28 protein-coding genes are annotated in these 23,996 nt (G+C 45.3%); 23 read left to right on the forward strand and 5 right to left on the reverse strand.

Going from position 1 to position 23,996, the window contains the following annotated elements; genetic code table 11:
* Positions 1-41 precede the first annotated feature (41 nt).
* Genes namA through ACQ4XT_RS12660 form a run of 3 tightly spaced genes read right to left on the reverse strand, consistent with a single transcriptional unit; the run spans position 42 to position 2,963 of the window.
* Positions 42-1,058, reverse strand: coding sequence for an NADPH dehydrogenase NamA (namA, locus tag ACQ4XT_RS12650; RefSeq protein WP_446853959.1), 1,017 nt, complete (start codon positions 1,056-1,058; stop codon positions 42-44).
* Entirely contained in the window at positions 1,055-2,257 is a 1,203-nt protein-coding gene (locus ACQ4XT_RS12655; RefSeq protein WP_446853960.1) for a glycosyltransferase family 2 protein, read from the reverse strand. Before ACQ4XT_RS12655 ends, namA begins: the two co-directional genes overlap by 4 nt.
* Positions 2,217-2,963: a glycerophosphodiester phosphodiesterase gene (locus ACQ4XT_RS12660; RefSeq protein ID WP_446853961.1), complete on the reverse strand. Its 747-nt coding sequence runs from the start codon at positions 2,961-2,963 to the stop codon at positions 2,217-2,219. Before ACQ4XT_RS12660 ends, ACQ4XT_RS12655 begins: the two co-directional genes overlap by 41 nt.
* Before the next feature lie 82 nt (positions 2,964-3,045).
* Here ACQ4XT_RS12660 and ACQ4XT_RS12665 point away from each other — a divergent pair, with 82 nt between their 5' ends.
* Together ACQ4XT_RS12665 and ACQ4XT_RS12670 are read left to right on the forward strand one after the other, a co-directional pair.
* On the forward strand, positions 3,046-4,671 hold the full coding sequence (locus ACQ4XT_RS12665) for a M20/M25/M40 family metallo-hydrolase (RefSeq protein WP_446853962.1): 1,626 nt from the start codon (positions 3,046-3,048) through the stop codon (positions 4,669-4,671).
* A 41-nt stretch (positions 4,672-4,712) separates the two neighbouring features.
* On the forward strand, positions 4,713-5,204 hold the full coding sequence (locus ACQ4XT_RS12670; protein WP_446853963.1) for an RNase adapter RapZ: 492 nt from the start codon (positions 4,713-4,715) through the stop codon (positions 5,202-5,204).
* A 52-nt stretch (positions 5,205-5,256) separates the two neighbouring features.
* Here ACQ4XT_RS12670 and ACQ4XT_RS12675 read toward each other — a convergent pair whose 3' ends face one another.
* A complete protein-coding gene (locus ACQ4XT_RS12675; protein WP_446853964.1) occupies positions 5,257-6,780 on the reverse strand; it encodes an AbgT family transporter in 1,524 nt (507 codons plus the stop codon).
* Between the two features lie 223 nt (positions 6,781-7,003).
* Between ACQ4XT_RS12675 and ACQ4XT_RS12680 the strand changes: the two genes are divergently transcribed.
* The 13 genes from ACQ4XT_RS12680 to ACQ4XT_RS12740 all read left to right on the forward strand — a co-directional run bounded on the left by ACQ4XT_RS12680 (position 7,004) and on the right by ACQ4XT_RS12740 (position 15,221).
* Positions 7,004-7,969 carry an MBL fold metallo-hydrolase gene (locus tag ACQ4XT_RS12680; RefSeq protein ID WP_446853965.1) on the forward strand — a complete coding sequence of 322 codons (966 nt, stop codon included), beginning with the start codon at positions 7,004-7,006 and terminating at the stop codon, positions 7,967-7,969.
* Positions 7,970-7,973: 4 nt separating this feature from the next.
* Positions 7,974-8,768, forward strand: a complete 795-nt coding sequence (locus tag ACQ4XT_RS12685; RefSeq protein WP_446853966.1) for an SDR family NAD(P)-dependent oxidoreductase — start codon at positions 7,974-7,976, stop codon at positions 8,766-8,768.
* 191 nt (positions 8,769-8,959) lie between these two features.
* A complete protein-coding gene (locus ACQ4XT_RS12690; protein WP_446853967.1) occupies positions 8,960-10,234 on the forward strand; it encodes a Y-family DNA polymerase in 1,275 nt (424 codons plus the stop codon).
* A gap of 62 nt (positions 10,235-10,296) precedes the next feature.
* Positions 10,297-10,629: an iron-sulfur cluster biosynthesis family protein gene (locus ACQ4XT_RS12695; RefSeq protein ID WP_446853968.1), complete on the forward strand. Its 333-nt coding sequence runs from the start codon at positions 10,297-10,299 to the stop codon at positions 10,627-10,629.
* Positions 10,626-10,850, forward strand: coding sequence for a YqkE family protein (locus ACQ4XT_RS12700; RefSeq protein ID WP_115822387.1), 225 nt, complete (start codon positions 10,626-10,628; stop codon positions 10,848-10,850). The genes ACQ4XT_RS12695 and ACQ4XT_RS12700 overlap by 4 nt, the downstream gene beginning before the upstream one ends.
* A gap of 188 nt (positions 10,851-11,038) precedes the next feature.
* Positions 11,039-11,212 carry a hypothetical protein gene (locus ACQ4XT_RS12705; protein WP_446853969.1) on the forward strand — a complete coding sequence of 58 codons (174 nt, stop codon included), beginning with the start codon at positions 11,039-11,041 and terminating at the stop codon, positions 11,210-11,212.
* Between the two features lie 34 nt (positions 11,213-11,246).
* Complete coding sequence (locus tag ACQ4XT_RS12710; RefSeq protein WP_446855668.1) at positions 11,247-11,504, forward strand: TIGR04104 family putative zinc finger protein; 258 nt, start codon at positions 11,247-11,249, stop codon at positions 11,502-11,504.
* A 196-nt stretch (positions 11,505-11,700) separates the two neighbouring features.
* The gene (locus tag ACQ4XT_RS12715; protein ID WP_446853970.1) at positions 11,701-12,150 is read left to right on the forward strand and encodes a hypothetical protein; all 450 of its coding nucleotides are present in this window, start codon (positions 11,701-11,703) and stop codon (positions 12,148-12,150) included.
* A 60-nt stretch (positions 12,151-12,210) separates the two neighbouring features.
* The gene (locus tag ACQ4XT_RS12720; RefSeq protein ID WP_446853971.1) at positions 12,211-12,972 is read left to right on the forward strand and encodes a class I SAM-dependent methyltransferase; all 762 of its coding nucleotides are present in this window, start codon (positions 12,211-12,213) and stop codon (positions 12,970-12,972) included.
* 10 nt (positions 12,973-12,982) lie between these two features.
* Positions 12,983-13,192, forward strand: a complete 210-nt coding sequence (locus ACQ4XT_RS12725; protein WP_446853972.1) for a DUF3951 domain-containing protein — start codon at positions 12,983-12,985, stop codon at positions 13,190-13,192.
* Positions 13,193-14,128: 936 nt separating this feature from the next.
* Positions 14,129-14,530 (forward strand): VOC family protein, encoded by a 402-nt coding sequence (locus ACQ4XT_RS12730; RefSeq protein WP_446853973.1) that lies wholly within the window; start codon positions 14,129-14,131, stop codon positions 14,528-14,530.
* 75 nt (positions 14,531-14,605) lie between these two features.
* The gene (locus ACQ4XT_RS12735) at positions 14,606-14,932 is read left to right on the forward strand and encodes a YnfA family protein (protein WP_446853974.1); all 327 of its coding nucleotides are present in this window, start codon (positions 14,606-14,608) and stop codon (positions 14,930-14,932) included.
* Between the two features lie 115 nt (positions 14,933-15,047).
* On the forward strand, positions 15,048-15,221 hold the full coding sequence (locus ACQ4XT_RS12740; protein WP_446853975.1) for a hypothetical protein: 174 nt from the start codon (positions 15,048-15,050) through the stop codon (positions 15,219-15,221).
* On the opposite strand, the gene ACQ4XT_RS12745 is transcribed toward ACQ4XT_RS12740, so the two are convergent.
* Complete coding sequence (locus ACQ4XT_RS12745) at positions 15,218-16,354, reverse strand: DUF2515 family protein (RefSeq protein WP_446853976.1); 1,137 nt, start codon at positions 16,352-16,354, stop codon at positions 15,218-15,220. The genes ACQ4XT_RS12740 and ACQ4XT_RS12745 overlap by 4 nt on opposite strands.
* Before the next feature lie 421 nt (positions 16,355-16,775).
* Between ACQ4XT_RS12745 and ACQ4XT_RS12750 the strand changes: the two genes are divergently transcribed.
* The 8 genes from ACQ4XT_RS12750 (at position 16,776) to ACQ4XT_RS12785 (ending at position 23,952) form a co-directional block, all read left to right on the forward strand.
* Positions 16,776-17,252 (forward strand): GNAT family N-acetyltransferase, encoded by a 477-nt coding sequence (locus tag ACQ4XT_RS12750; protein WP_446853977.1) that lies wholly within the window; start codon positions 16,776-16,778, stop codon positions 17,250-17,252.
* 11 nt (positions 17,253-17,263) lie between these two features.
* Entirely contained in the window at positions 17,264-17,899 is a 636-nt protein-coding gene (locus ACQ4XT_RS12755) for a putative glycolipid-binding domain-containing protein (protein WP_446853978.1), read from the forward strand.
* Positions 17,900-18,132: 233 nt separating this feature from the next.
* On the forward strand, positions 18,133-19,059 hold the full coding sequence (locus tag ACQ4XT_RS12760) for a ferritin family protein (protein ID WP_446853979.1): 927 nt from the start codon (positions 18,133-18,135) through the stop codon (positions 19,057-19,059).
* Between the two features lie 747 nt (positions 19,060-19,806).
* Positions 19,807-20,802 (forward strand): biotin synthase BioB, encoded by a 996-nt coding sequence (gene bioB / locus ACQ4XT_RS12765; RefSeq protein ID WP_446855670.1) that lies wholly within the window; start codon positions 19,807-19,809, stop codon positions 20,800-20,802.
* Between the two features lie 148 nt (positions 20,803-20,950).
* Entirely contained in the window at positions 20,951-22,525 is a 1,575-nt protein-coding gene (locus ACQ4XT_RS12770; protein WP_446853980.1) for a long-chain-fatty-acid--CoA ligase, read from the forward strand.
* A gap of 264 nt (positions 22,526-22,789) precedes the next feature.
* Entirely contained in the window at positions 22,790-23,173 is a 384-nt protein-coding gene (locus tag ACQ4XT_RS12775; RefSeq protein ID WP_446853981.1) for a rhodanese-like domain-containing protein, read from the forward strand.
* 12 nt (positions 23,174-23,185) lie between these two features.
* On the forward strand, positions 23,186-23,548 hold the full coding sequence (locus ACQ4XT_RS12780; protein ID WP_446853982.1) for a rhodanese-like domain-containing protein: 363 nt from the start codon (positions 23,186-23,188) through the stop codon (positions 23,546-23,548).
* Between the two features lie 101 nt (positions 23,549-23,649).
* Positions 23,650-23,952 carry a hypothetical protein gene (locus tag ACQ4XT_RS12785; protein ID WP_446853983.1) on the forward strand — a complete coding sequence of 101 codons (303 nt, stop codon included), beginning with the start codon at positions 23,650-23,652 and terminating at the stop codon, positions 23,950-23,952.
* The last annotated feature ends 44 nt before the right edge of the window (positions 23,953-23,996 follow it).

Below are 23,996 nucleotides of genomic sequence, written 5' to 3' on the forward strand. Positions count from 1 at the left end.
TAAAAAAACTGCCGGATGCTTTTCCGGCAGTTCACAGTTATTTACCAAGCGCGGGTATATTGTCTTGGGCCTTCTAATGGGTAGCTAAGCTCATCAGCTGCTTCTTTCGGCCAGTACGGGTTTCTTAAGAGAGCCCGGGCAAGGAAAATCAGGTCTGCCCGTCCATTTTGCAAAATTTCTTCTGCCTGGTTGCCACTTGTAATCAGGCCGACGGCCCCCGTGTCGATGCCGGCTCCCTGTTTGATTTGTTCCGCATACGTGACCTGGTATCCTGGGTAAGGTTCGATCGTAGCAGGAACCACACCACCTGAGCTGACGTCGATGAGGTCTACGCCTTGGGACTTCATTTCACGGGAAAAATAGATGAAATCTTCCATCGTGTTTCCGTCTTCATGATATTCTTCCCCAGAGATTCTGACGAACAGTGGGCCATCCCACTCTTGCTTGACGGCTTCAATCGTCTCACGCAAGAAACGATATCGGTTTTCACGGGTGCCTCCATATTCATCGTCGCGCTTGTTTGTAAGAGGGGAGAGGAATTGGTTGATCAAATACCCGTGGGCTCCGTGAAGTTCAATCACATCAAAGCCCGCTTTTTTAGACCGGCGAGTCCCCGCACGGAAAGCTTCCACTGTACGCTCGATGTCTTCTTTTGTCATTTCTGTAGGGAGCTTCATGGATGCGCTGAAGGCTTCAGCACTCGGGGCGAAAGTTTCATCCCTTAAGTTGGCTTTTCGTCCGGCGTGAGCCAGCTGAATGCCTGCGTTAGCGCCGTGGCGATGAATACCTGCATTGATTTTTTGTAACCCTTCGATATGCTCGTCGCTCCAGATGCCAAGGTCTTCATGAGAAATACGGCCTTCAGGTAAAACAGCTGTCGCTTCTGTAATAATCAGTCCAACTTGTCCAGCCGCGCGGCTTTCGTAATGGGTAAGGTGAAAAGGCTGAGCATAGCCGTCCTGATTGTCTGAAGAATACATACACATCGGAGACATGACGATCCGGTTTTTTAACGTGATGTTTTTTATTGTATATGGTTCAAATAATTTATGTTTCAACGGTGATCCTCCTCCGAATTACGGAAAAATTGTTTTAATTCCTTGATGGAATACCGGTTTCCACGCCATTCAATTCCTCCACGAACCCATGTCAGGATAAGTGCTCTGCCTAGCATGAAAACAAACAAAAGAGCAAAAATCGGCAGACCGAAAATCATCCCCAATGGATAGTTTGTGAAAGAACGGGTCGTTAAACCATATAAACAAAATAACAAAAGGATGTTGATTGCGCTAATGATTTGAACGGAAGGACTTCCGAAAAAGACGAATATGAATGGGAACACTTGCGAAACCAGGACACCCAAAAGAGCAAACAAGGAGAGGGAAATAGAATAATTCAATCCAGCAAAGGCATTTTTTTCGAACCCTTTTAGAGCGGATTTGAAGTCAGGATACCATTCGACAGAAAGAAGCTTTTTGGCCGTTACGAGTTTTTGCTTGAAGCCCGCCGCTTTAATTTTCTGTCCAAGGGCAAGGTCATCATCGGGGCGGAAACGCACCACTTCATGGTTCCCGATCTTTTGATAACAGGATTTTGTCATCATTTGGAAAGCCCCGATCCCCATGCCACCTTTAGGTTTCTTCTGGTTCGCTGTCCATGGGCGTTTTAAATACCCGAAACCGAACAAGAAATAGGAAATCAACCCGCGTAACGCGAAGGAATGAGCTTTTAAGTCCGGTGCGGCTGTGAGGTGATCGAGCTCATCAACTTTCATAGTTGTCATCGCTTTAGCGAGGGTCTGTTCATCAAATTGAATGTCGGCGTCTGTAAAAAGCAAATAAGCGCCAGAGGCAAGCTCGGCGCCTTTTTTCAGAGCATGATTTTTCCCAAGCCACCCATCTGGCAGGTGGTTAATATGAACGGCGCGAATGGTAGAGTATGACGCAGCTGTTTCGTCGATGAACTCACCCGTTCGATCACTGGAGCGGTCGTTCACAGCGATGATTTCACACCTCACGTTTTGTTGATGAAGAAGGGTGTGCAGCGTTTCGCGAATGGAGTCTTCTTCGTCTTTGGCCGCAATGATAACAGAAACGAGTTCATCCGTTTGCGAAGGAACGGTAGCTTCAAGCCTTGGAATTTTCCTGATTCCTTGAAGGAAGTCCACAAGGAGAATCATCCATACGAACAGAAGTCCAACAAATACCCAGAACATATTATCGATTTCTCCGTTTTCGATAAAGATCTCGATATTCAATAGCCTGATGAGGAACATCTGTGAAAATTCCGTTTACACCCAGGCTGTAACACTTCTTCATCATGGAAGGGCGGTTGACCGTATATATGCGGAGTTCGAGATTTTCTTTATGGCAGCGTTTTACGAGTTTTTTATCCAGCAGGCGGTGTTTCACATGCAAAGCGTCACACCCTTCGGACTTCGCGTATTGAGGGAGATTCCGCATTTTCGTGGATGTCAGGAATGCTGTCTGTATCGATGGGTTGATTTCTTTCATGCGAGTGAGGGAATCGACATTGAAACTCGAAATAACCGTTCGCTCCAGAACGTGGTATCTTTTTAGAGATTCATAGACAATCCGCTCGATGTTCTTGTAGGCAATGACATTCGTTTTGAGCTCGACATTTAAAAACATAGGCTGGTCCCGAAACCAGCGAAGAAACTCGTCCAGTGTTACAATATAAGTGTCAGAAAATTTAGGAGAAAACCAGCTTCCTGCATCAAGCAGGCGGAGCTGAGCATATGTATAGTCTTGTACGAACCCTGTTCCGTTGGTGGTGCGTCTCAGGTTTTCATCATGGATGAGGACGGGGATCTGGTCTTTCGTAAGCTGTACATCGGTTTCGATTCCATCAGCTCCAGCTGCACGTGCCAGTTCAAAAGCGGGCATCGTATTTTCCGGAGCCAGCTTACTCGCTCCTCGATGAGCGTAAATAAGGGTTTTCATCGTGACGTTCACCTCTTCCAAGTAGCTTATGAGTTTGATTGTGTTTGATAATCCAGGAAAAGTCAATAAGGAGTGTGACCCCATGACAGTTTGGCAGACGAAAGAGCAGTTGACGGATCTACTATGTTCTCTTGTAGAGTACCCTAGTATAACGAACAGCAATGAGGAAATCGCAATCATCGAATACTTATATTATATTTTAGAAGATCGCGATTATTATAAAAAACGGCCCAGCCACCTCAACTTGCACCCGCTGGACGATGGGCGTCAATTACTGACAGCCTTAGTGAAAAAAGACGAGGCCAAGGAGACGCTTGTGTTGATTTCCCACGTCGATGTCGTAGGGATTGAAGATTACGGCTCCTATCAGAACCTTGCTTTCTACCCGCGTGAGCTCACCCAGGAGCTACATAAAAATAGCGAAGATCTGCCAAAAGAAGCCGCCCGCGATTTGGAGTCCGGGAATTGGCTTTTCGGACGTGGAACGATGGATATGAAAGCAGGTCTTACCGTCCACCTATCCCTCTTGGAAAAAGCGATGGCCGGGGAATTTGAGGGAAATTTACTTCTCGTAGCTGTCCCTGATGAAGAAGTGAACTCTGAAGGCATGCTTGCTGCTCTTCCTGCCCTCGCGGAGATTCGGGATAAGGAAGACCTGGTCTATAAAGCGGCTATGAACGGTGAGCCGATGTTCAGCAAATATCCCGGCGATCCAGCTTATTATTTGTACACAGGTTCCATAGGAAAGACGCTGCCCGGTTTCTTATGTTACGGAAAAGAAACACACGCGGGTGAACCGTTCGGAGGATTGAATGCCAATCTGATGGTCAGTTATTTAGCACAGGAAATGGAATTGAATGAAGCCTTTATCGAAAAGGTAGGAGGAGAACGGACGCCGCCCCCGCTCAGTCTGATGCAGCGTGACTTGAAATTTGAATATTCTGTGCAGACACCTCAGGCAGCGGTCGCTATGTATAACGTCCTCTATATGAAGCAGTCGATAACAGAACTGAATGAAAAGCTTCTACAAGCAGCACAACGGGCGAAAGCTAAAATCATTAATCATTATCATCATCAGGCTTCTTTTTATCTAGAAGGAACACAAACGTCCGCTTTCCATCCCGATATCACCATTCTGACCTATGATCAGCTGTACAAGGAAGCGGTCGCACGGTATGGAAAAATGGAGGTCGATCGCAGGCAGAACCGGTTAGTCAATTTGAGAGACCAGGGCGACCGTGATTTCTCTACCACACTTGTCCAAAGTCTGGCGTCCATATGTAAAGATATCAGCCCGATGATCGTTCTTTTTTACAGTCCACCTTTTTATCCGGCAGTCTCTTCGAATGATGATCCTTTCATTCAGCATGGGGCCCAGATTGCCATCGATTATGCGAAGGAAAAGTTTGGAGAAGAACTCGAAGTAGTGGAATATTTTACAGGGTTGAGCGATTTGAGTTTTATCGGACCCACATCCTCTACGTCTTCACTCTCGGATTTGACGAAACAGATGCCGATACACGGCAATGGTTTTGAGTGGCCGACAGAAGTGATGGAATCGATCACAATGCCGATTATCAACATCGGACCATTAGGAAGGGATCCGCATCAATGGACGGAACGCCTGGAATTATCGTACAGTTTTGAAAAACTGCCGCAGATTTTGACAAGGGTCATTCATGAGTTCTTTAGGAAGGATCGGGGATGAAAGGGTCTTTGAGCAAACCTCACTAAAAGGTCGGTGGTAGGATGGGAGTTATTTTTGTAACAGGGTTATCTGGTGTGGGGAAAACGAGCGTACTGCGAAAGCTGGAGAATGAAGGTTATGATGTGGTCGATACCGATGATCATGGCTTCACCAAGAAAATCACTACCGTAGAAGGAGAGGAAATCGTGTGGGATGAAGAAAGAATCTCTCAACTCATTGATAAAAGAAAGCACCCTCATTTAATCCTATCCGGGTGTTATTCGAATCAAGGGAACTTTTATAAATCCTTCGATGCTGTCGTCCTCCTGGAAGCCCCTTTGGATGTCATGCTTGATCGTGTGAATCAAAGAGATACAAATCCTTATGGAAAGCATCCAGATGAGAGAACAGCAATCATAGAAAGTTTCACTCATGCGCTCCCAAAATTGCGAGCCAGCGCAAATGTGGTGATCGATACTTCAAAGGTGGGCATCTCTGAAACGGCAGATCGTCTGAAAAGTTTAATGATCATGGCACATCAGGTCAGGATATAGGTAATAAAAAAGCGTCCGGAAATCATATCCGGACGCTTTTGTTTATGATGGATTAACCATTGTATTCGAATCCTGCTCCAGGACCGATTGGTGCGCCGGTCAGCATCCAAATCAACAGCATCAATGTCCAAATGGCAAAGAATGCAATGGAATAAGGAAGCATGGTAGATATCAATGTACCAATACCGACCTTCTTATCATACTTCTGGGCAAACGCAATGACGATGGCGAAGTATGGCATCAATGGTGAAATGATGTTCGTCGTAGAGTCGGCAATCCGGTAAGCAAGTGTCGTGAGCTCCGGAGAGTAGCCGAGCTGCATCATCAACGGTACGAATACGGGAGCCATGATCGCCCATTTTGCTGACGAGCTTCCGATAAACAGGTTGATGAAACCAGCGACGAACATGAAAGCAATGATGAGACCGATGCCTGTGAAACCGATGGAATCCAAGAACTCGGCACCACTGACAGCAATGACTTTTCCGAGATTCGTATGGTTGAAGTAGGCAACGAATTGACCTGCCGTGAAGGCAAGGACAATGTAGATTCCCATGCTTGCCATCGTTTCAGACATTTGATTGGCTACGTCCTTATCATTTTTGATCTCCTCTGTAATCTTCCCGTAAACATAACCAGGAACGAAGAACATGATCAGAATGACAGGCACTAAGCTATGGAAAAATGGAGATGCTAAGAAATCATCAGGGTTACGCAATGGTCCCCAGGATGGTACGACGAGCAGGGACAGCAGGCCGATGGTCACGATAAACGCGATCAGTGCACCGATCATACCCTTTTTCTCAAGTGGAGAAAGGTAGTTGACTTCTTCTTTCACCCCACCTTTGTATTCTCCAAGGCGCGGCTCGACGATTTTGTCTGTTACGAGTGTACCGACAACCGTAAGGACGAAAACAGATACGATCATGAAGTAATAGTTCATCGTATAAAGAATCGTATCCGCATAGGCTGGATCAATGGTTGCTGCCGCTTGAATCGTCAAATCACCAAGCAATGGGTCGAGCGATGTAAGGAGCAAGTTGGCACTGAAACCAGCAGAGACACCCGCAAATGCTGCAGCAAGACCAGCAAGTGGGTGACGGCCAAGACCAGCAAATAGGACCGCACCAAGTGGTGTCAAAACAACGTAACCGGCATCGGCGGCCATACTGGACATGATACCACCGAATACGAGCGCTGCTGTCATCAGTGAACGTGGGACGGATGTAACGAGTCCACGAAGCATGGCACTGATCAGCCCTGAACGCTCGGCGATTCCGATACCAAGCATCGTAACGAGGACGGTACCGAGCGGCGCGAAGCCTACGAAGTTTTCTACCATGCTTTCAAACATGTATTGAATGCCGTCACTGGAAAGCAAGTTGACGACTTGTAACGTTTCGCCGGTCGCTGGGTCTTCGACTTCCACGTTCATCGTGGAGAAGATCCAGGAAGCGACGACAACCATGAGTGCAAATATTGCGAACAATGTGACAGGGTGAGGCAATTTGTTCCCGACACGCTCAATCCAGTCGAGCATGCGCATTGTCAACCCTTTCTTTTCTTGTTGTTCCATGATCTTCCTCCTTATTGACCTTTACATTTCTTTTAGATTTACAATGACGCGTTAAAGTATAATGAAAAGTAATTTTTATTTGAAGTCTTTTGGAAAAAGTCCCACTAGAAAAAGAATTATGAATAATGTGACGTCTGTAATCTTTGTCATATAGGAGGAAAAGATAGGACAATCATGCTACAATATAGAAAAGTGAATGATCATTCAGTATGGAGGAAGTGTTATGAAAACATTGAAGGATACCATTACACAATTCACGTTGCCGACCCCTTATGCGGTTGGGGATGTTCATGTTTATTTAGTAAAAGGAGATCGGCTGTCCCTTATTGATGCAGGGGTGAAAACAGAAGAGTGCTGGAAAGCCTTAGTGGAACAGTTAAAGGAAGCGGGGTACGAGCCGGAAGATATCGAACAGGTGATTTTGACTCACCACCATCCCGATCATATGGGGCTTGTCGAACGGCTGCCCAATGTAGATGTTATCGCTGGCCACCCGAACTTGAAACCCTGGCTTGAACGGGAAGAAGAATACTTCTCTCATTATGAGGAGTTCTTCAAAGGCATGTACAAGGAATCTGGAGTTCCAGAGCGCTTTTTTCCATTGTTAAAAGGATTGAGAAAGACATTGAAATGGACGTCGGAAGGAAAGCTTACCCATGAATTGACCGAAGGCGATCGGTTACCGGGGCATGAAGAATGGGTGACGATCGAAACTCCCGGCCATGCCCAAAGTCATTTATCTTTTTATAGAGAAGGGGACGGGGCGCTCATCGGTGGAGATCACCTGCTCTCCCATATTTCTTCCAACCCTCTACTTGAGCCACCTCACAACAAAGGAGAGGCACGCCCAAGGCCTTTGCTTGATTATCGCCAGTCTATGGAAAAGTTGTTACAGTGGGAGATCGGTACCGTTTATCCAGGGCACGGGGAAATGTTTGATCATGCACACGAGCTGATTCCAGAACGCTTGAAAAAGCAGGAACATCGTGCAGAAAAAGTGTTCCGGATGTTTAACGATGGGCCATTACGTGCATATGACGTATGCAAGCGTCTCTTTCCGAAACACATCGAGAATCAATTCGGTTTGACGATGTCTGAAACAATCGGACAACTGGACTACTTAGAAAGCGTTGGAAAGCTTAAGGTTTCTTACGTAGACGGAGAGAAATTCTATCAAGCAAATAGGTGATCGAATGAATGAACGAGTAAAAGGAAAAAAAGTACTTATCACAGGAGCCTCGAGTGGAATTGGCGAATTTCTTGCGATTCACGTCGCGCAGCAAGGCGGGACCCCGATCCTTGTTGCACGGACCGCACACAAATTGGAAATCATCGCAGAAAAGATTGAAGAAGCCTTTGGCGTCAAAAGTCCATGGTACCCTGCGGATTTATCGAATGATGCGGAGTGGAAAGATACAATTGACCGGATTTGTTATGAACATGGATCCATCGACGGACTGATCAACAATGCAGGGGTCGCTGTGTTCGATCCTGTGGCCGAATCGAATTGGCAGGATATCGAGCGTATGCTGTCTGTTAACGTGAAGTCACTGTTCCGCGCCACGCATCAGCTGCTGCCCCATTTGGTGCAGCACGGAGAGGGCCATATCATCAACATCGCATCCCAGGCAGGTAAAATCGCCACACCGAAATCAGCGGTTTATGCAGCGACTAAGCACGCGGTCATTGGATTCACGAATGCGTTAAGGATGGAAGTAGAGCCTTTAGGCATCTATGTCACTTCCGTCAACCTCGGACCTGTGAGAACGAATTTCTTTCAACAGGCGGACCCGAGCGGGAAGTATGAAAAGTCGGTCGATAAGATCATGCTTGATCCTAACCGTGTAGCGAGGACTGTCGTCCACCATCTATTTACGAAACAGCGGGAGATCAATATGCCTTCCTGGATGGATTCCGGAAGCAAAGTCTACTCTCTCGCACCAGTCGCGATGGAAAAACTCATGCAAAAACAATTCAACAAAAAATGAACCAAAACAAACCTCTTTCCTCATAAGGAAGAGGTTTTTGTATGGGGGTGGATGGAAAAATATGTATGACCTGGTACACCAATAAATGTAAGATTTGGTCAAACAGGATATGGTAGAAGGAATTGGTACTTGCAAACGCGAACATATATTCGCATAATGGGGATATACTAGGTAAAGGAGGTGGAGGCGACATGGGAAATCCGAGCATTGATTATGGAAGGTATCCGGACAGGGGGATTTTGTGTGTGGATATGAAGAGTTTCTATGCAAGCTGTGCGGCCATTGACCGGGGACTCGATCCGCTCACGGTTCCGCTTGCTGTTGTGGCGGATACGAACCGGAAAGGTAGTGTCGTATTGGCTGCGACTCCGGCGATGAAAAAGAAATACGGCATCCGTACAGGAAGCCGCCTGTTCGAAATTCCTTCCGCGCCGGAAATTGTCATCGTCTCCGCACAGATGAGGAAGTACTTAGAAGTTTCCACTCAAGTGACGAACCTTTTTCACAAATTCGTTCCAAAAGAAAAGATCCATACCTACAGCGTAGATGAAAGCTTTTTGGAAGTAGGAGATAACAAAGGAAAGTTCGGCGTACCGGAAGAAACGGCACAAATGATCGTCGATGAATTAAAAGAAACATTCCATCTGGATGCAGCAATCGGCATCGGGCCGAACATGCTGCTTTCCAAACTCTGCCTCGATCTTGAGGCAAAAAAGAAAGGCATCGCCCGCTGGACGTATGATGACTTTCAAGAGAAGTTGTGGCCGGTTGCTCCTCTGTCAGAAATGTGGGGGATTGGCCCCCGGCTTGAACACCGCCTGAATCGCATGGGCATCTGGTCTGTCGGTCAACTGGCGAAATTCCCGCTCGACCGTCTTGAAAAAACGTTCGGTGTGATGGGGAACCAGCTTTACTATCACGCGAATGGTATCGACTTGTCCGATCCTGGTGCTCCCATCATTCACGGGCAGGTGAGCTATGGAAAAAGTCAGATTCTCCTTCGTGACTACCAAGATCCGGCAGAGGTAAAGTACGTCATTCTCGAAATGTGTGAAGAAGTCGCCCGTCGCGCCCGGAAAAAAGGCCACGCAGGGAGAACGATTTCTCTTGGGATCGGTTATAGCAAAAGTGAAGGTGCGGGTGGCTTTCACCGGTCGGTATCCATTGAGCATCCGACGAGCATTACCATGGACATCTATCACGCCTGCCTAACCCTGTTCCACCGCTTTTATAACGGCGGCGTCGTCCGCCGCATTTCCGTTACCCTCGGAAACATTACCGAAGATGCGAATGTTCAACTCGACTTGTTTGATGACGGCCGCGATAAAAAAAGGGACCTCGGCTATGTGATGGATGAGATTCGCGAGCGCTACGGACAGGATATGCTTCTCCGCGCCGTATCCTGGACAAATGCAGGGACCGCACGCCATCGCAGTCGCCTTGTCGGCGGGCACTATGCAGAATAAAACAGAACCATTGCCTCTGAAGCTCTGTTTTTTTACAATAGAAGAAACAGGAGGGATGAACGATGAAACTACGCATCACCGATGAAGCCAAGCAGCAGCTAGAACAAATCCAGGATCCCGAGCGTCCGATCATCCGGCTTTTCTATGACACTGAAGGATGTGGCTGTGGCGTGAATGGACTACCCACCATTCGTCTGGAGAAAGAGGAGCGCTCGACCGATCGAAAAGTGGAAAATGATGATTATGACGTCATTATTGATGATCAGCAGGCGACTTTTTTTAAAAAAGACATGAAGCTTGATTTTATGAGAGGCACGTTCCGCCTTTCCAGCCCGGACGGGATCCTGAATCCGATCATCCCGATCAAAGACGTGAAAGAAGGGGCGACTGTATGAGTAAGAAAAAGCCGCAATCTGGATCACTCGGAGACCAGCTGAATGCCGATGTTCTTTCAAAACTGAAATCAAAAAAGACGGAGCTGAAACAGCAGGCCGTCGAACGGGAAGAACAGGAAAAGCAGCGTCGCATTGAAGAGCGCAAACGCGCAGAAGCGAACAAAAGCTTTGAAGAATTGCTGAACGAAAGTGAGCTTGATTGGAAATCCTTCAAAAAATAAGCACTCCGCAGGGGGTGCTTATTTTTTGTGATTTTTTAAGTGCAGTAGCTATGGAGTTAGGGCGACTTCCTCTTATTGTGCTCGATCAGGTCGTTGTTTCTTTTGCTTAGATCCCTATCTACTTATTTTTTGGAAAAATTGAAACATTCGGAGCGTATCGACCGTATAGAAAAACAGGAGGGAACAAAATGATCGATTTTTTCCTTGTATTCTTCATTGGAACGATAGGAGTGACGGTCGCTGTCATCGGGTGTTTTCTTGCGATTGTCCGTAACGTTCGATCAACAGGCGAGGCGGAGCGGATTCAACGTTTGGAAAAAGAAGTGGAAGCATTAAAGGAGAGTGAACGGAGTGAGGTGTAAGGCATGCGGACGCAGTTGGACATTTGGAAAAGCGATGCTTTCATCGATAAAAGTCACCGGAAGGAAAGAATGTCCGCATTGTGGAGCGGAACATTATTCTACGCGACGATCCTATCATCGTTCAGGTATATTAGCAGTTTCGGCATTTTTTGTGTTTATGTTTTTAATAGAAACATTCCAAATGAGCCTGACGTCAGCCCTGTTTTTCGCTGTCTTTCTTTTAGTGATCGTCCTATTCGTCCAACCACTGGTGATCCACTTGTCTGATGAAAAGGTCTTGCATAAGGAGTGAGAGTATTGTTGAAAGATTTTTTCTCTTCTTAAAGAGAAGTAAGAACGATATTCAAAAGAGTTCAACAATATTCAAATCCTTAGTTTTCCACTCATCCGGATCATTCTGGAAGAGTCCGAAGAAACTTGAAGCAGTCTTTTCAAACGCTGCCCCCAGCAGATCCGTTTAACAGAAAGAGGTTTAAGAAGGTGATGTCTTGAATTATAAATATAGCAACACAGAATTATGGAGAAAAAAAGCGAGGGGGTCCTTGTTTCACGTTTTCACAGGTATATTACCGGTAGGACTTTCTCTGTATTTGCACGGACGTGTTGAGTCGTTTATCGTTTTCGGATCAGGTGTCATCTTTCTATTAGGGCTTTGGCAAATGATTCACTATTACAAAATGCCTGAGCGTAATTATGTGTGTGTAGAGGATGATGTTCTCGACATACGGATTGGAATCGCCGATCCAAACAAGCGCCTGACAAATGAAGAAGTTCATCGTATTCAGAAAATGGGTGATGTGATTTCTATAAAATTAGACAAAGGTGAGGAAGAGAACATTTATTTAGAAAACTTATCCGATGAGGATGCAGAATCTCTTACAGCCGAGCTGAAATACCATTATGGAAACCGTATGAACACCAGTGGCCATTCAGCTTGAACTTCCATCATTTAAAAAGGGAAGCAGACTTACGGATGGAACAAAGAGAGGAAGAAAGAGATGAGCCAAACGACAGAACATAACAGTAAAGCATGGGATATAAAAGTGGAAGACGGGGTACGTTACACCCAAAGCGTCACGCATGAAACAATCGAAAAAGCTCGTAGCGGGGAGTGGTCGATCGGTGTGACCGCCGATCGACAGGTGCCGAGAAGCTGGTTTCCCGAAACATTGAAAGGGATGAAAATCCTCTGCCTCGCCTCCGGAGGCGGCCAGCAGGGCCCGGTTCTCGCTGCCGCAGGTGGTGACGTCACCGTTTTTGATATATCGGAAAAACAACTTCAGCAAGACGACAGGGTAGCTGAACAAGAAGGGCTTGAATTGAAAACGGTTAAAGGTGACATGACCGATTTATCAGCATTCGCAGATGAGACGTTCGATCTGATTGTCCATCCTGTCGCTAACGTGTTCATCGAGAATGTACGACCGGTTTGGAAGGAAGCGGCACGCGTTTTGAAGGACAAAGGAACGCTCATCTCAGGCTTTATGAATCCTGTCCTTTATTTATTTGATGCAGATAAAGAGGATGAAGGCAAGTTGGAAGTGGCTCATACAATTCCTTACTCCGCACTTGAAGAGGAAGAAGTGATCGAAGGCGAAACGCTTGAGTTCGGTCACACACTGGAAGACCAACTTCAAGGCCAGACGGATGCAGGCTTCGTGATTGCAGGAATCTATGAGGATGACTTCGGCGGTGGAAGAACGATTGATCACCATATTAAAACAATGCTTGCCACAAGAGCCGTTAAATTGAAAGTGTAAGGAGCGGTTTATGGTTTCCACAATCATTACAGTGCTGTTTTCCTGCTTGATTGTTTCCGTTGTCCTGCGCACCGCCTATCGTATGTTTGTGAAAAAGCAGTACCCGGACAATTCCTATACACCGTTCGATTACGTGAGCGGGCAGACAGAAACGCCTTTTCATGAAGAAGAAAGGGAAGAGGAAGAAGAAAATAACAGAACAGGGCACCGTTATGACTAACGCCTGCCCTGTTTTTTAGCTTAAGTTATTAAAGAAAATGGCAGGATTGTGGAAGACTCAGTTTCGAGACTTTTATTGAGTGGATGGGGGCTACGGGGAATAGCTCGCTTTCCGCGGGAGCGCGATGAGCCTCCTCAGGCTGACGCCTTGCGGGGTCTCACCTAGCACTCTTTTCCCGCAGGAGTCTCCCCATTCCCCTCCGCCCCTTTACCAAGGGAGATTCTCGAAACCACTTCCCGAATAATCAGCTAGTCAGTTATATAAGGATAAAGCTCCCATACCGAGGTACTTGAACCCTGAAAAGCTTGATACAGAGCGTTTTATGCTTTTCCAATCGGTATAGCAGGAGACAATCCAACTTGGTAAAGGGGTTCGTTTCACACACATATCGAATGGGGTGGTTGGGAAGCTGCGAGACTCCCGTGGGAGAAGGAGATAGGCGAGATCCCGCAGGGCGCAGTCCGAGGAAGCTCGGCGCTCCCCCACAAGAAAGCGAGTAGCTTTCCAGCCACATCATTCGAAGTGATAAACAAATGCCCTGTGCTAAGGTCGAGGATCTTCCATTATCCAAATGTTTGAAGTATATAACGCTCAGGATCAAGCTTTTACGTATCATATGATCTACTTCCCGCAATCATACGAACTGACCTTTTAAAAGTGGTTTCGAGAATCTTCCATAGCAAAGGGGCGGAGGGAAACGGTGAGACTCCTATGGGACGTGTGGGACAGGTGAGACCCCGGAAGGCGTAGCCTGAGGAGGCTCACCGCCCGCCCCATGGAAAGCGAACCTTTTCCCGGAGCCCCTAGAACCACTCAATTGTCTCGAAAACTGAGTCTTTCACAAACGGGAGCTTTTATAATATAAGAAATCTATGGTGAAGGAAGGAGTTTCGAGGGTTTGGTGGAATACATACATCGATAGGAGGACGACGTATCATGAACCATTCATTAATCCGAGTAGGGACCATTTATTTACCTGTTAAAGAAGTGGATAAATCCGCAATCTGGTATCAGGAAAAGCTGAGGGCTGACATCAATTATCAAGATAACCAGAAAGCCATCATAGGTTTAGCAGGCCTCAGTATATTCTTAGTGAAATCATCGCCGGAACAAACATCCAACTTCATGGATGTGGGCGGAAGCTCTCGTTTTGCGATCACATTCGAAGTGAATGGAGTAGACGCTTTGAGGGCTTTACATAAAGATTTAAAAGGCAAAGGAGTCTCGGTTAGCGAAATCGAAGACAGAGGTCATCCTGGTTTGAATTTTGTATTTGAGGATCTGCAGGGGAACCGGTTGGATGTCTGGAGTGAGTTAAGTCCTTCTTATGAAGTTTGATGGTGAGTTTCGGTAGGTGACGGGTGATAGTTCTCCTGAAAATAATAAAGATAGTTTTTTACAGGAGTGATTGTAATGATCCAACCATTTGTTTTGTTTCTATTAGCAGGATTGGCTGAAATTGGGGGAGGATATCTGATTTGGCTATCCATCCGTGAAGGAAAGCCGTTATCCTGGGGAATAGCAGGAGGATTCACGCTGGCCTTGTACGGAGTGATCGCTACGTTTCAAAGCTTCCCGTCCTTTGGTCGTGTATATGCTGCCTATGGTGGTGTGTTCATCATTTTATCAGTGTTGTGGGGATGGGGCGTGGATCGTAAAACACCTGATTTATATGACTGGATTGGTGCAGGCATTTGTATGATCGGTGTATGTGTTATGTTATTTGCGCCAAGACAATAGGAGATGAACATCGGATGAATAAAGGAATTCGTGGTTTGGTTGCAGTCTTAGTGTTTCCATTAACGGTTTGGAATATGGAGCGAATGAAAAAACCAAAGTGCTTCCTCCAGGAATGATGGTCCATACGGAAACCAGTGATACACATGTCATTTCCAAGGGGGAAGAGCCGGTGACCATCGTTATTGCTGATACCGGCCATTCTGTTCATTTAGAGAATCCGGACCTTATCGTTCGTAAGGTTCTCGAACGGATCCAACAAACATCTCAAAGAAATCAGTTACAGAGTTAAGGACGGTCACCGGATCGTCCTTCTTTGTTTTGGAAGAAGGCATGTTTCGTTTGGGAGGCGAACTCGATTTCTTCCAACGTCCGGCAGTAAAACGATTCAATATCTCCACTAAATTCCTTTGCATTCTTTTTCATCAAATCGAGGATATTTAAACTCTTGAACCAATCACCTGCCTCCGCCTCTGCATGGACCCAGTCCTCCCATGCAATTTCTAACCTGGGACTGTAGATTTTTGGCCCGTTCTGATTTCGTTTGCAGGGGCTCACGGTCATTTCATGGACATGACCCGGCGGTGTTTCATTGACATCGTTGAAAAGTTGCGGCCAGTAATCTTTACGCGAGCCCGTGTGTGCATGAGTGGAGCACCATTGGACGATTTGGTCCAAGCGGGACCGCACCCCATAAAGAAGCTCGTAAAGGGATCTTCCGAGCAGAATGCGTTCATCCACGGCCGAAAAGTGGTGAACGGTTCCACCGACGAGTTTTATCTTTTGCTGGATCGGGGTCATATAAGGGAAGAGGATATGATTCATAGAAAGCACATCTTGAAGTTTGAACATCACTTTGTCCATCACTGTCGCCATATAAAGATGGTTTCTTACCACGCGATTTTCGATATAATGCTGTTCATTGACGATGAGTGCTTTGGTCAGTTCTTCACTATTTCCACTTTCCCAAAAGCGTTCCCAAAAAGGTTTCATGAATTTAGATACGTTCAACGCATCCAACAGGTGGTAGAGAGGGCGGCCATGCTTCAAACTGGCATCATACAATAATAGTTGTGGATAGGCATCCTGAAAAATGAGCCAATTTCCACGTTCTAAGAAAACGAAAAAGTCTGTTCCTTCTTTTCCTGTCAGCAACTTTGGAAGATATTCACCCTTCAGGTCAGTCATGTTCCAGCCGGCGTTTCTGGATACGAGATGGGCGAGCAGTGCCCAGTGGATTTCAGGATGCTTCTCAAAAAAATGAAAATACGCCATTGTTCGCGTCACGTTGTTTCGATTCTTTTCCTGAGTGATCTTCCTTATTTCCTTCACCAGCATGTCTTCCTCTGTGGTCAATGAGGCTGGGGTCGACTTTAATGAGGTCTTCAACTCTTTTTTCAGCATGCGCCATTTGGATGAAAACATATCGTCCTCACCTCCTACTACGAATATATTTCTGAAACGAAGCTATCATGATTAACTTAGTATTTGTCCGTCATCATTCTCTATGTAAAAAAAGGAAGGAATTTCAATTCAAGTAGCGAATTTTAAGAGAAGGAGGAGCGAGATGGTATTCCCTTTGAAGAAAAAGATAATCATTGGCGCGAGCTGCCCATTCAAATCTCAGCAGTAACCGTATAACAAACAGCTCCCACAAGCACCCGAACAAAAGCGTGAAAGCAGTGAGGGATGCGGCAGCTAGAGAGAGTTTGAAGCTGTATGACTGAGGGGGATCTTTTTCAGATGGAGAGGAGTAGTTTGGCACATGGTAGGGGACCTTCCGCGTCAAGACGTTCATTCATCCCGCCTTACTTCTACGATGTTTTGCAGAAAATGGAGGTGCAGGATGGTTCAGTTCCGAACGATTGATTTGGAAGAAGACCGGCAGTCTATCATCGATTTCCGTAAAGATTCGTTTATGGTGAGCTTCGGAAACACCTCAGGTTTTGACGCAACTGCCTATTTGTTCTACGTGCTTGAAAAAGTAGAGCAGTACCCTGATGGTTTCGTCATGGCAGTGGTGGACGGAGAAGTCATTGGTCAGCTGGAGTTATCCGTGAAAAAGGATAAGGATCGGAGAATCGGATACATTCACTTGTTTTACCTGATCCCTTCGGAGCGTGGGAAAGGCATGGGGAAAGCACTTCACAACTACGCGATCGATTTTTTTAGAAAACGTAACCTGGAGGAATATCATTTGCGTGTTGCACCTGATAACCATCGAGCGCGTCGATTTTATGAGAAGGCAGGGATGAAAACGATCGGTCCTGAACTTGATGGGAAAGTCATTCGGATGAAAGGATCTGTCACAAAATCCATTTAGGAGGGAATCATATGGAGCAACGTGTGATTTGGAATCACCTGGAGTCTGCTGGGGCAGAACATTTAACTTTAAAAAAGTTAACGAATCATATGGAGGTACGAGGGACCGTATTGCTTGTGGATCAGGGAGTGCCACATCATCTTACTTATGATTTGAAGCTCGGCCTGGATTGGAAGACGAAAAAAGTGAAGATTTATCAAGAACAGGAGACGGAGCCCTTTGTCGTCCAGGCGGAAAACCAGGATAAGTGGTGGGTCAATGGAAGGTACGATGAAAATCTGGACGGTGCGACTAACGTTGATTTGACGATCACGCCTTTTTCTAACACGTTGCCGATCAATCGTGTGACCTGGCATATAGGAGAACGACGAACGTTCAAAATGGTTTTTATTGATGTATTAAAGAAAGAAGTATTTCCCCTGCTTCAAGTGTACACGTATTTAGGTGACAACGACGGTTATAGGATCTTCCAATATCGCTGCAGGGATTATGAGACCGCTCTAGTCATCGATGAAGAAGGTTGGGTCGTTGAGTATCCTGGAGCTTTTGAACGCAGAGCCCTGCTGACAACAGGTGAACGTCGGCTAGGAAAACAACCACAGCCTCTTCTAGCCAATGCACCATCATCATCTGGTGGTTTTTATTAATAGCTGTAAAAGTTATGATGACGGTCTAAGTGAATCTGCGAAATTTCCTACCGTAGGAGTGTGATGAAGAGAAATTCTTCATCACACTTTTTTGTATTGAAACCTTTTATGAAAATTATTCCATATGACGCATTTTATTGAAGGGTAAATAATACAAGATATTCGACTTGCACACAAAATCGCCCAGTTTTTCATAGGATAGGTTGATGACTTCTACAAGGAGGTTGAATTTATTGTATCGGAATCAGTATGGTTATACATTCAACCCATATGGTTATGATGGTTACTTTCGTATCCAAAATGACCAGTCCCTCGTAAAAGACGTGGAAAAAGCCATTAACGGGGAGTACAGTGCGATTGCTTGCTACAAAAAGTTGGCTGATTTAGCCCCTACACAGCAGGCAAGACAGCAAATTAATGAGATTCGACAGGATGAAATTCGTCATTATGAGGCCTTCACCAATATTTATAAGCAACTGACAGGAAAGCAGCCAACCCCGAAAATTACTGAGTCGTGCCCTGATCAATATAGGGATGGAATAGAAGCGGCGTTTGTCGATGAACAAAAGACGACTGACTTTTATTATCAAATCGAGCGAAAAGCTCAGGATCTTTCCATCAAAGAAACGTTCCGTCAGGCCGCAGCTGATGAACAGAACCATGCCGTTTGGTTTCTTTACTTTCATTCATTTCCCCAGAGGGATCGTTCTGAGATAAGGCAGCAAGAATATGGAGCGGTGGGTGCCTTGAGCGCTTCTTCATTAACCCTTGCAGACATGTTGACATTTGCGATCCAGGATGAGTACCTTGCACAAGCCCGCTATGACGACATTAGGAGGGTCTTTGGTGATATCCAGACATTCGTCCGTATCCAGGAAGCAGAGAAACGTCACATATCTGCTCTGAATACACTTTTTACAAGGTATCAAGTTCCTATACCATCCGATGATGCGAGTCAATATGTAAGCACTCCTGACAGTGTGAAAGCAGCATATGCTGCCGGTGTCCAAGGGGAAATTGAGAACATATCCATGTATGAAAAATTCTTATTGTACGACTTGCCGGAAGATGTGAGAACTGTTTTTACACAGTTAAGGAACGCCTCACTGAACCACCTCGCAGCCTTCCGTCGCGGCCTTGCACGTTTTGAAGAGTCCTAAGAGCTGCCTGACAGCTCTCTTTACATAAACCCCTGTAATCTTCAGTAGTAAATGATGTAGTGTGAGTGATTAAACTATATGGCAGTCTTGTGTAAGACTCGGTTCGAGACTTTTGTTGAATGGATCAGGGCTACGGGGAATGACTCACTTTCCGCGGGAGCGCGGTGAGCCTCCTCGGACTGCGTCCTGCGGGGTCTCACCAAGCACTTTTTTCCCGCAGGAGTCTCCCCATTCCCCTCCGCCCTTTTCCATGGAAGATTCTCGAAACCACTACTGGTAAATCAGCTTTTATGATTGAGAAGAGTGGATAGTATAAACATTTTCAAAGCGGACTTTCAGAACCTGAAAACTTAATACAGAGCGTCTTTTTTTCTTACTTAGGGGGAGTTTGTAAGACACTACTTTTCGGTTTAGTGGTTCGTTTCTCCCTTATATGTGATGGGGTGGTTGGGAAGCTGCGAGACTCCCGTGGGACAAAGGAGATAGGAGAGATCCCGCAGGACGTTAGCCCGAGGAAGCTCGCCAACTCCCCCACAGGAAAGCGAGTAGCTTCCCAGCCACCCCTGACGCTCAACCTCAGCAACGAAACCCAAAAGCATCTCGAAATAGAGTCTTCAAGAATAGGGAGTTTAAATGGAACAGGTAAAGCAGAAGTGGATCGTGATTTTTCTGATGACTTATGGTATTCTTTATCTAAATGTTAACCTATTATTTTTTAGGTTAACTAATTAGGCATCAGAAAGGGGAATCTGTATGTGGAGTCGTCTAGCGGAGAAATCGTTGAATGGGCAAGAAATTACAGATCAGGAAGCGTACGATGTGTTGAACTGTCCAGACGATGAACTTCTAAACTTACTACATCAAGCTTACCAAGTTAGAAAAACGTATTATGGAAATAAAGTGAAACTGAACATGATCGTCAATACGAAGTCCGGGTTCTGTCCGGAAAACTGTGGGTATTGCTCACAGTCCAGAGATTCGAGTGCGCCCATCCAGAAATATCGTATGATGGATAAGGACACGATAGTAAAAGGGGCCGAAAAGGCATCAAAAATGGGATCAGGGACTTACTGTATTGTGGCGAGCGGCCGGGGACCTTCCAAGCGGGAGCTTGATATCGTCACATCAGCAGTCAAAGAAATCAAAGAAGCGTATGATATGAGAGTTTGTGCATGTCTAGGTTTATTGAAATCCGAACAGGCGGAGCAATTGAAAGAAGCAGGAGTGGACCGCTACAACCATAATATAAACACTTCAGAAAATCATCATGATGAAATAACAACGAGCCATACATACCAGGACCGGGTCGGGACGGTCAACCATGCCAAACAGGCCGGTATTTCGCCTTGTTCGGGGGTCATCGTAGGGATGAAAGAGACGAAGCAGGACGTCATTGATATGGCGCGTGCTTTGAAAGCTCTTGATGCAGACTCCATCCCCGTGAATTTTTTGCATGCCATTGATGGAACAGCTCTAGAGGGGACAAATGAACTGACTCCTTCTTATTGTTTGAAAGTACTTTGCTTGTTTCGTTTGATCAACCCAACGAAAGAAATCCGGGTCTCTGGAGGACGTGAAGTCAATTTAAGGAGCCTTCAGCCTTTCAGCTTGTATGCCGCGAATTCAATTTTTATCGGTGATTACCTAACGACGGATGGGCAGGAGAGTACGAAGGACCATCAAATGATAGAAGACCTCGGATTTGAAATCGACGTAGTAAATGAAGACAAAGTGATGATGTGAAAAAACTGCTTAACGGCAGTTTTTTTCTTTTGCCGGAAAATCACCTGTTTGTGTACACAATATCCATTCATCTGTTGATATAGTACAGGTTTGCAATTAGAATAATATGTAAGCGCTTAATAAAATTGCTAAAGGGAGAGGGTTTCCGATGCATGTTCCATTGATATTGACAGAATTTCTTGACAGGGCGGTACAGTTATATGGGGAAAAACCGGCCATCATTGATGAGGAGTGGACACTGACGTACCGCGAGTTAAACGCTCGGGTCAATCAGTTATCAAGAGGGCTTGAATCCTTAGGTGTAAAGAAAGGGGACAAGGTCGCCTACCTTGCTCCTAATTCGACGGAGATGCTTGAAGGATTCTATGGTGTCTTTCAACTGGGGGCCGTTATGACACCGTTGAATACAAGATTGAAACCAGCGGACTATCGATTCATTTTAGAACATAGTGAAAGTAAGGTTCTACTCGTCGATCATACCCTGCTGCCGTTGGTAGAAGAGGTTGTAGAGGACCTTCCTTCCATTGAAAAAGTTATTGTCCATGGAGAGCCCTCAAGCGAAGGGTATGAGTCGTGGCTGTCCCAGTTTTCATCCGATCGTTTTGAACGGGAAAATGTAGAGGAGACAGACATCGCGTCTTTACTTTATACGAGCGGAACGACAGGAAATCCTAAGGGGGTATTGTTGAGTCATCGATCCAATTACCTCCATGCTTTGTCATCCATGCACCACCTAAAGGTTTCGGATCAGGATACGCTCCTTCATGTCCTGCCAATGTTCCATGTGAACGGATGGGGATCTCCTTTTTATTATACGGCAAATGGTGCTACACAAGTGATGCTTCGCAAGACAGATCCGCAATTGATCTTAGATAAAGTAGAGAAACATAAAGTATCCGTGCTACATATGGCGCCGACGGTGTTGAACATGGTCATAGGGGCGTACGAAGAGAAGCAGCCCTCCATTGACCATGATGTCAGAGTAGTGATCGCAGGTTCTGCCCCGCCACCGGCGTTCGTCCGTAAAGTGGAAGAAGACTTGAAGTGGAAATTCGTTCAGGTGTACGGCATGACGGAAATCTCACCATTGATTACTACGTCGGAACTTCGATCTATGGATGTCGATCGACCAGCGGAAGAACGTTACCGATTAAAAGCAAAAGCTGGGTACAGCATGATCGGCAGTCAGGTAAAGGTCGTGGATGAGTTGGGAGAAGAAGTTTCGAGCGATGGAACATCCATTGGGGAAATCGTGACAAAATCAAACAACGTGATGGAAGGGTATTATAAAAATGTGGAAGCGACTAATGAAGCTATAAGAGATGGATGGCTTCATACGGGTGATATGGCAGTGGTAGATGATGGAGGAAATATTGAAATTGTCGACCGTAAAAAAGATGTCATCATCAGCGGAGGAGAAAACATATCTTCGATCGAGATTGAGGCGGCCTTATATGAACACCCGTCCATCCTTGAAGCGGCTGTCGTTGCTGTTCCAGATGAAAAGTGGGGAGAGGTACCCCACGCGGTAGTGGTAGTGGAAGAAGGAGAAACCCTCTCAGAAGAAGAGGTGATTCTGTTTTGCCGGGAGAAGCTGGCTCATTTCAAAGCACCAAAAAGTGTTTCTTTTATTGAAGAATTACCAAAAACTGCGTCAGGAAAAATCCAGAAAGTCATCATTAGGAAAAAGTTTTGGAAAGACAAAAATCGAATGGTCAATTAAAGAGATTCGTTAGCCTGAAGCCTAAGCTTTGGGCTTTTTTTTATTTCTGCGAATGATTAAATATCGACCTGTGCAGATGTCTATAAAGTGGTACCATGGGTTCTAAATGTAATTAGAGAGTGAACAATTAAGACACAAGCCCTTATTCTGGATAATAGGCTCGATCTCTGCTTAAATATTCCTTGGGAACAAGACTTTAATTGTTGACATATATACCTTGTAGGGTATAAAATGTTTTTAGTTCAAGACAAAAGGAGGAACATCATGTCATTACTAATGATTGTAACGTTAATCGTTGGATCAGGGCTTTTTATCCTTCACCGTTATCTCCCAGTTTCACATGTGAAAAAGATGGACATATCCGAAATAGCTGCTAAAAATGATGGCATGGTTGTTCCTGTGGATACGAGGGATTATCAAACATCATCTCAAGATAAAATGGATCATGCCATTTGTCTACCGCTGGCTTATTTAGAAAGACATCATCAAGATATACCGCAGCGTCCGATTGTTTTGGTTTGTTCAGATGAAGTGGAAAAGAATTTGGCAGCGAGACTTCTGAAAAGGAAAGGGTACGAAGTGATCGGTTATACCATTCCTGCAAAGCACCAGGAGTGCCGAGCGATGCCTTGTATGATTGAAAAATAAGGAGTGAAACAAATGGAAGTTGTCCTCCCTTGGGGAATTGGCCTGTTTATAGGTTGGTTTATAATTAAAAAGCTTTTACCCGTGAAAGGTGTTCAAAATATAACGGTTCAGGAATTACAGAATCGATTGAAAGAAAAAAATGTGCAATGGATTGATGTCCGCACCCCCGGCGAATATCGAGCGAATCATAAAAAGCCATTTAAAAATCTACCTCTCTCCAATCTTCCAAAGCGGACGAGTGAATTGGACAACGATAAAGAAGTCGTTTTAATTTGCCAAAGCGGAATGAGAAGCATGAATGCAGCCAAAGTTTTGAAAAAGCATGGTTTTTCAAAAATCACAAATGTAAAAGGCGGAATGAGTGCTTGGAGTTGAGGGAGCATTTCATGAGAAAGATCAGAAAAGTCTGGTCTTTTTTTATTATTCTGAAACCTCACCCCCAGTCGCTTCGTAAACGTAAGTAGTGGGGTGATGATATGTTTTGGGTGTATTTAATACTTGGTGCCGCCGGTGGTATCGCTATGTTTTTATTTTTCAACTGGTTGATGGGTTACCGGAAAGGTCATATCCAAATTGATTTTGATGAACGTTATATGGATCATCAAGAATATGTACAAGCGATAAGTAAAGAATTAAGAGAAAGAGGGTATAAAGAAGTACACTATAAAGGGGATCATATTTTTATGGTGGACGGAAAACCGTATGTTTTTTTTGAAAGGAATGTTCCCATGGGTGGAGTTCCTTTGCAGAGGACAATATTGAAACCAGAAAAACAATGACCGTTAACCAGTTCCTGAAGGGGACTGGTTTTTTGTTTGGGGAG

This window comes from Halobacillus sp. 12SKB (assembly GCF_052941655.1).

Bases quoted from the DNA above. Each gene is read 5' to 3' on its own strand.
- ACQ4XT_RS12770 (WP_446853980.1), top strand. From the start codon at position 20,951: ATGCATGTTCCATTGATATTGACAGAATTTCTTGACAGGGCGGTACAG.
- ACQ4XT_RS12695 (WP_446853968.1), top strand. From the start codon at position 10,297: ATGAAACTACGCATCACCGATGAAGCCAAGCAGCAGCTAGAACAAATC.
- ACQ4XT_RS12755 (WP_446853978.1), top strand. From the start codon at position 17,264: ATGGAGCAACGTGTGATTTGGAATCACCTGGAGTCTGCTGGGGCAGAA.
- ACQ4XT_RS12785 (WP_446853983.1), top strand. From the start codon at position 23,650: ATGTTTTGGGTGTATTTAATACTTGGTGCCGCCGGTGGTATCGCTATG.
- ACQ4XT_RS12710 (WP_446855668.1), top strand. From the start codon at position 11,247: ATGCTTTCATCGATAAAAGTCACCGGAAGGAAAGAATGTCCGCATTGT.
- ACQ4XT_RS12730 (WP_446853973.1), top strand. From the start codon at position 14,129: ATGAACCATTCATTAATCCGAGTAGGGACCATTTATTTACCTGTTAAA.
- ACQ4XT_RS12700 (WP_115822387.1), top strand. From the start codon at position 10,626: ATGAGTAAGAAAAAGCCGCAATCTGGATCACTCGGAGACCAGCTGAAT.
- ACQ4XT_RS12690 (WP_446853967.1), top strand. From the start codon at position 8,960: ATGGGAAATCCGAGCATTGATTATGGAAGGTATCCGGACAGGGGGATT.
- ACQ4XT_RS12720 (WP_446853971.1), top strand. From the start codon at position 12,211: ATGAGCCAAACGACAGAACATAACAGTAAAGCATGGGATATAAAAGTG.
- ACQ4XT_RS12665 (WP_446853962.1), top strand. From the start codon at position 3,046: ATGACAGTTTGGCAGACGAAAGAGCAGTTGACGGATCTACTATGTTCT.
- ACQ4XT_RS12675 (WP_446853964.1), bottom strand. From the start codon at position 6,780: ATGGAACAACAAGAAAAGAAAGGGTTGACAATGCGCATGCTCGACTGG.
- ACQ4XT_RS12745 (WP_446853976.1), bottom strand. From the start codon at position 16,354: ATGTTTTCATCCAAATGGCGCATGCTGAAAAAAGAGTTGAAGACCTCA.
- ACQ4XT_RS12725 (WP_446853972.1), top strand. From the start codon at position 12,983: ATGGTTTCCACAATCATTACAGTGCTGTTTTCCTGCTTGATTGTTTCC.
- ACQ4XT_RS12740 (WP_446853975.1), top strand. From the start codon at position 15,048: ATGGTCCATACGGAAACCAGTGATACACATGTCATTTCCAAGGGGGAA.
- ACQ4XT_RS12660 (WP_446853961.1), bottom strand. From the start codon at position 2,963: ATGAAAACCCTTATTTACGCTCATCGAGGAGCGAGTAAGCTGGCTCCG.
- ACQ4XT_RS12685 (WP_446853966.1), top strand. From the start codon at position 7,974: ATGAATGAACGAGTAAAAGGAAAAAAAGTACTTATCACAGGAGCCTCG.
- ACQ4XT_RS12670 (WP_446853963.1), top strand. From the start codon at position 4,713: ATGGGAGTTATTTTTGTAACAGGGTTATCTGGTGTGGGGAAAACGAGC.
- ACQ4XT_RS12775 (WP_446853981.1), top strand. From the start codon at position 22,790: ATGTCATTACTAATGATTGTAACGTTAATCGTTGGATCAGGGCTTTTT.
- ACQ4XT_RS12750 (WP_446853977.1), top strand. From the start codon at position 16,776: ATGGTTCAGTTCCGAACGATTGATTTGGAAGAAGACCGGCAGTCTATC.
- ACQ4XT_RS12735 (WP_446853974.1), top strand. From the start codon at position 14,606: ATGATCCAACCATTTGTTTTGTTTCTATTAGCAGGATTGGCTGAAATT.
- ACQ4XT_RS12680 (WP_446853965.1), top strand. From the start codon at position 7,004: ATGAAAACATTGAAGGATACCATTACACAATTCACGTTGCCGACCCCT.
- ACQ4XT_RS12780 (WP_446853982.1), top strand. From the start codon at position 23,186: ATGGAAGTTGTCCTCCCTTGGGGAATTGGCCTGTTTATAGGTTGGTTT.
- ACQ4XT_RS12705 (WP_446853969.1), top strand. From the start codon at position 11,039: ATGATCGATTTTTTCCTTGTATTCTTCATTGGAACGATAGGAGTGACG.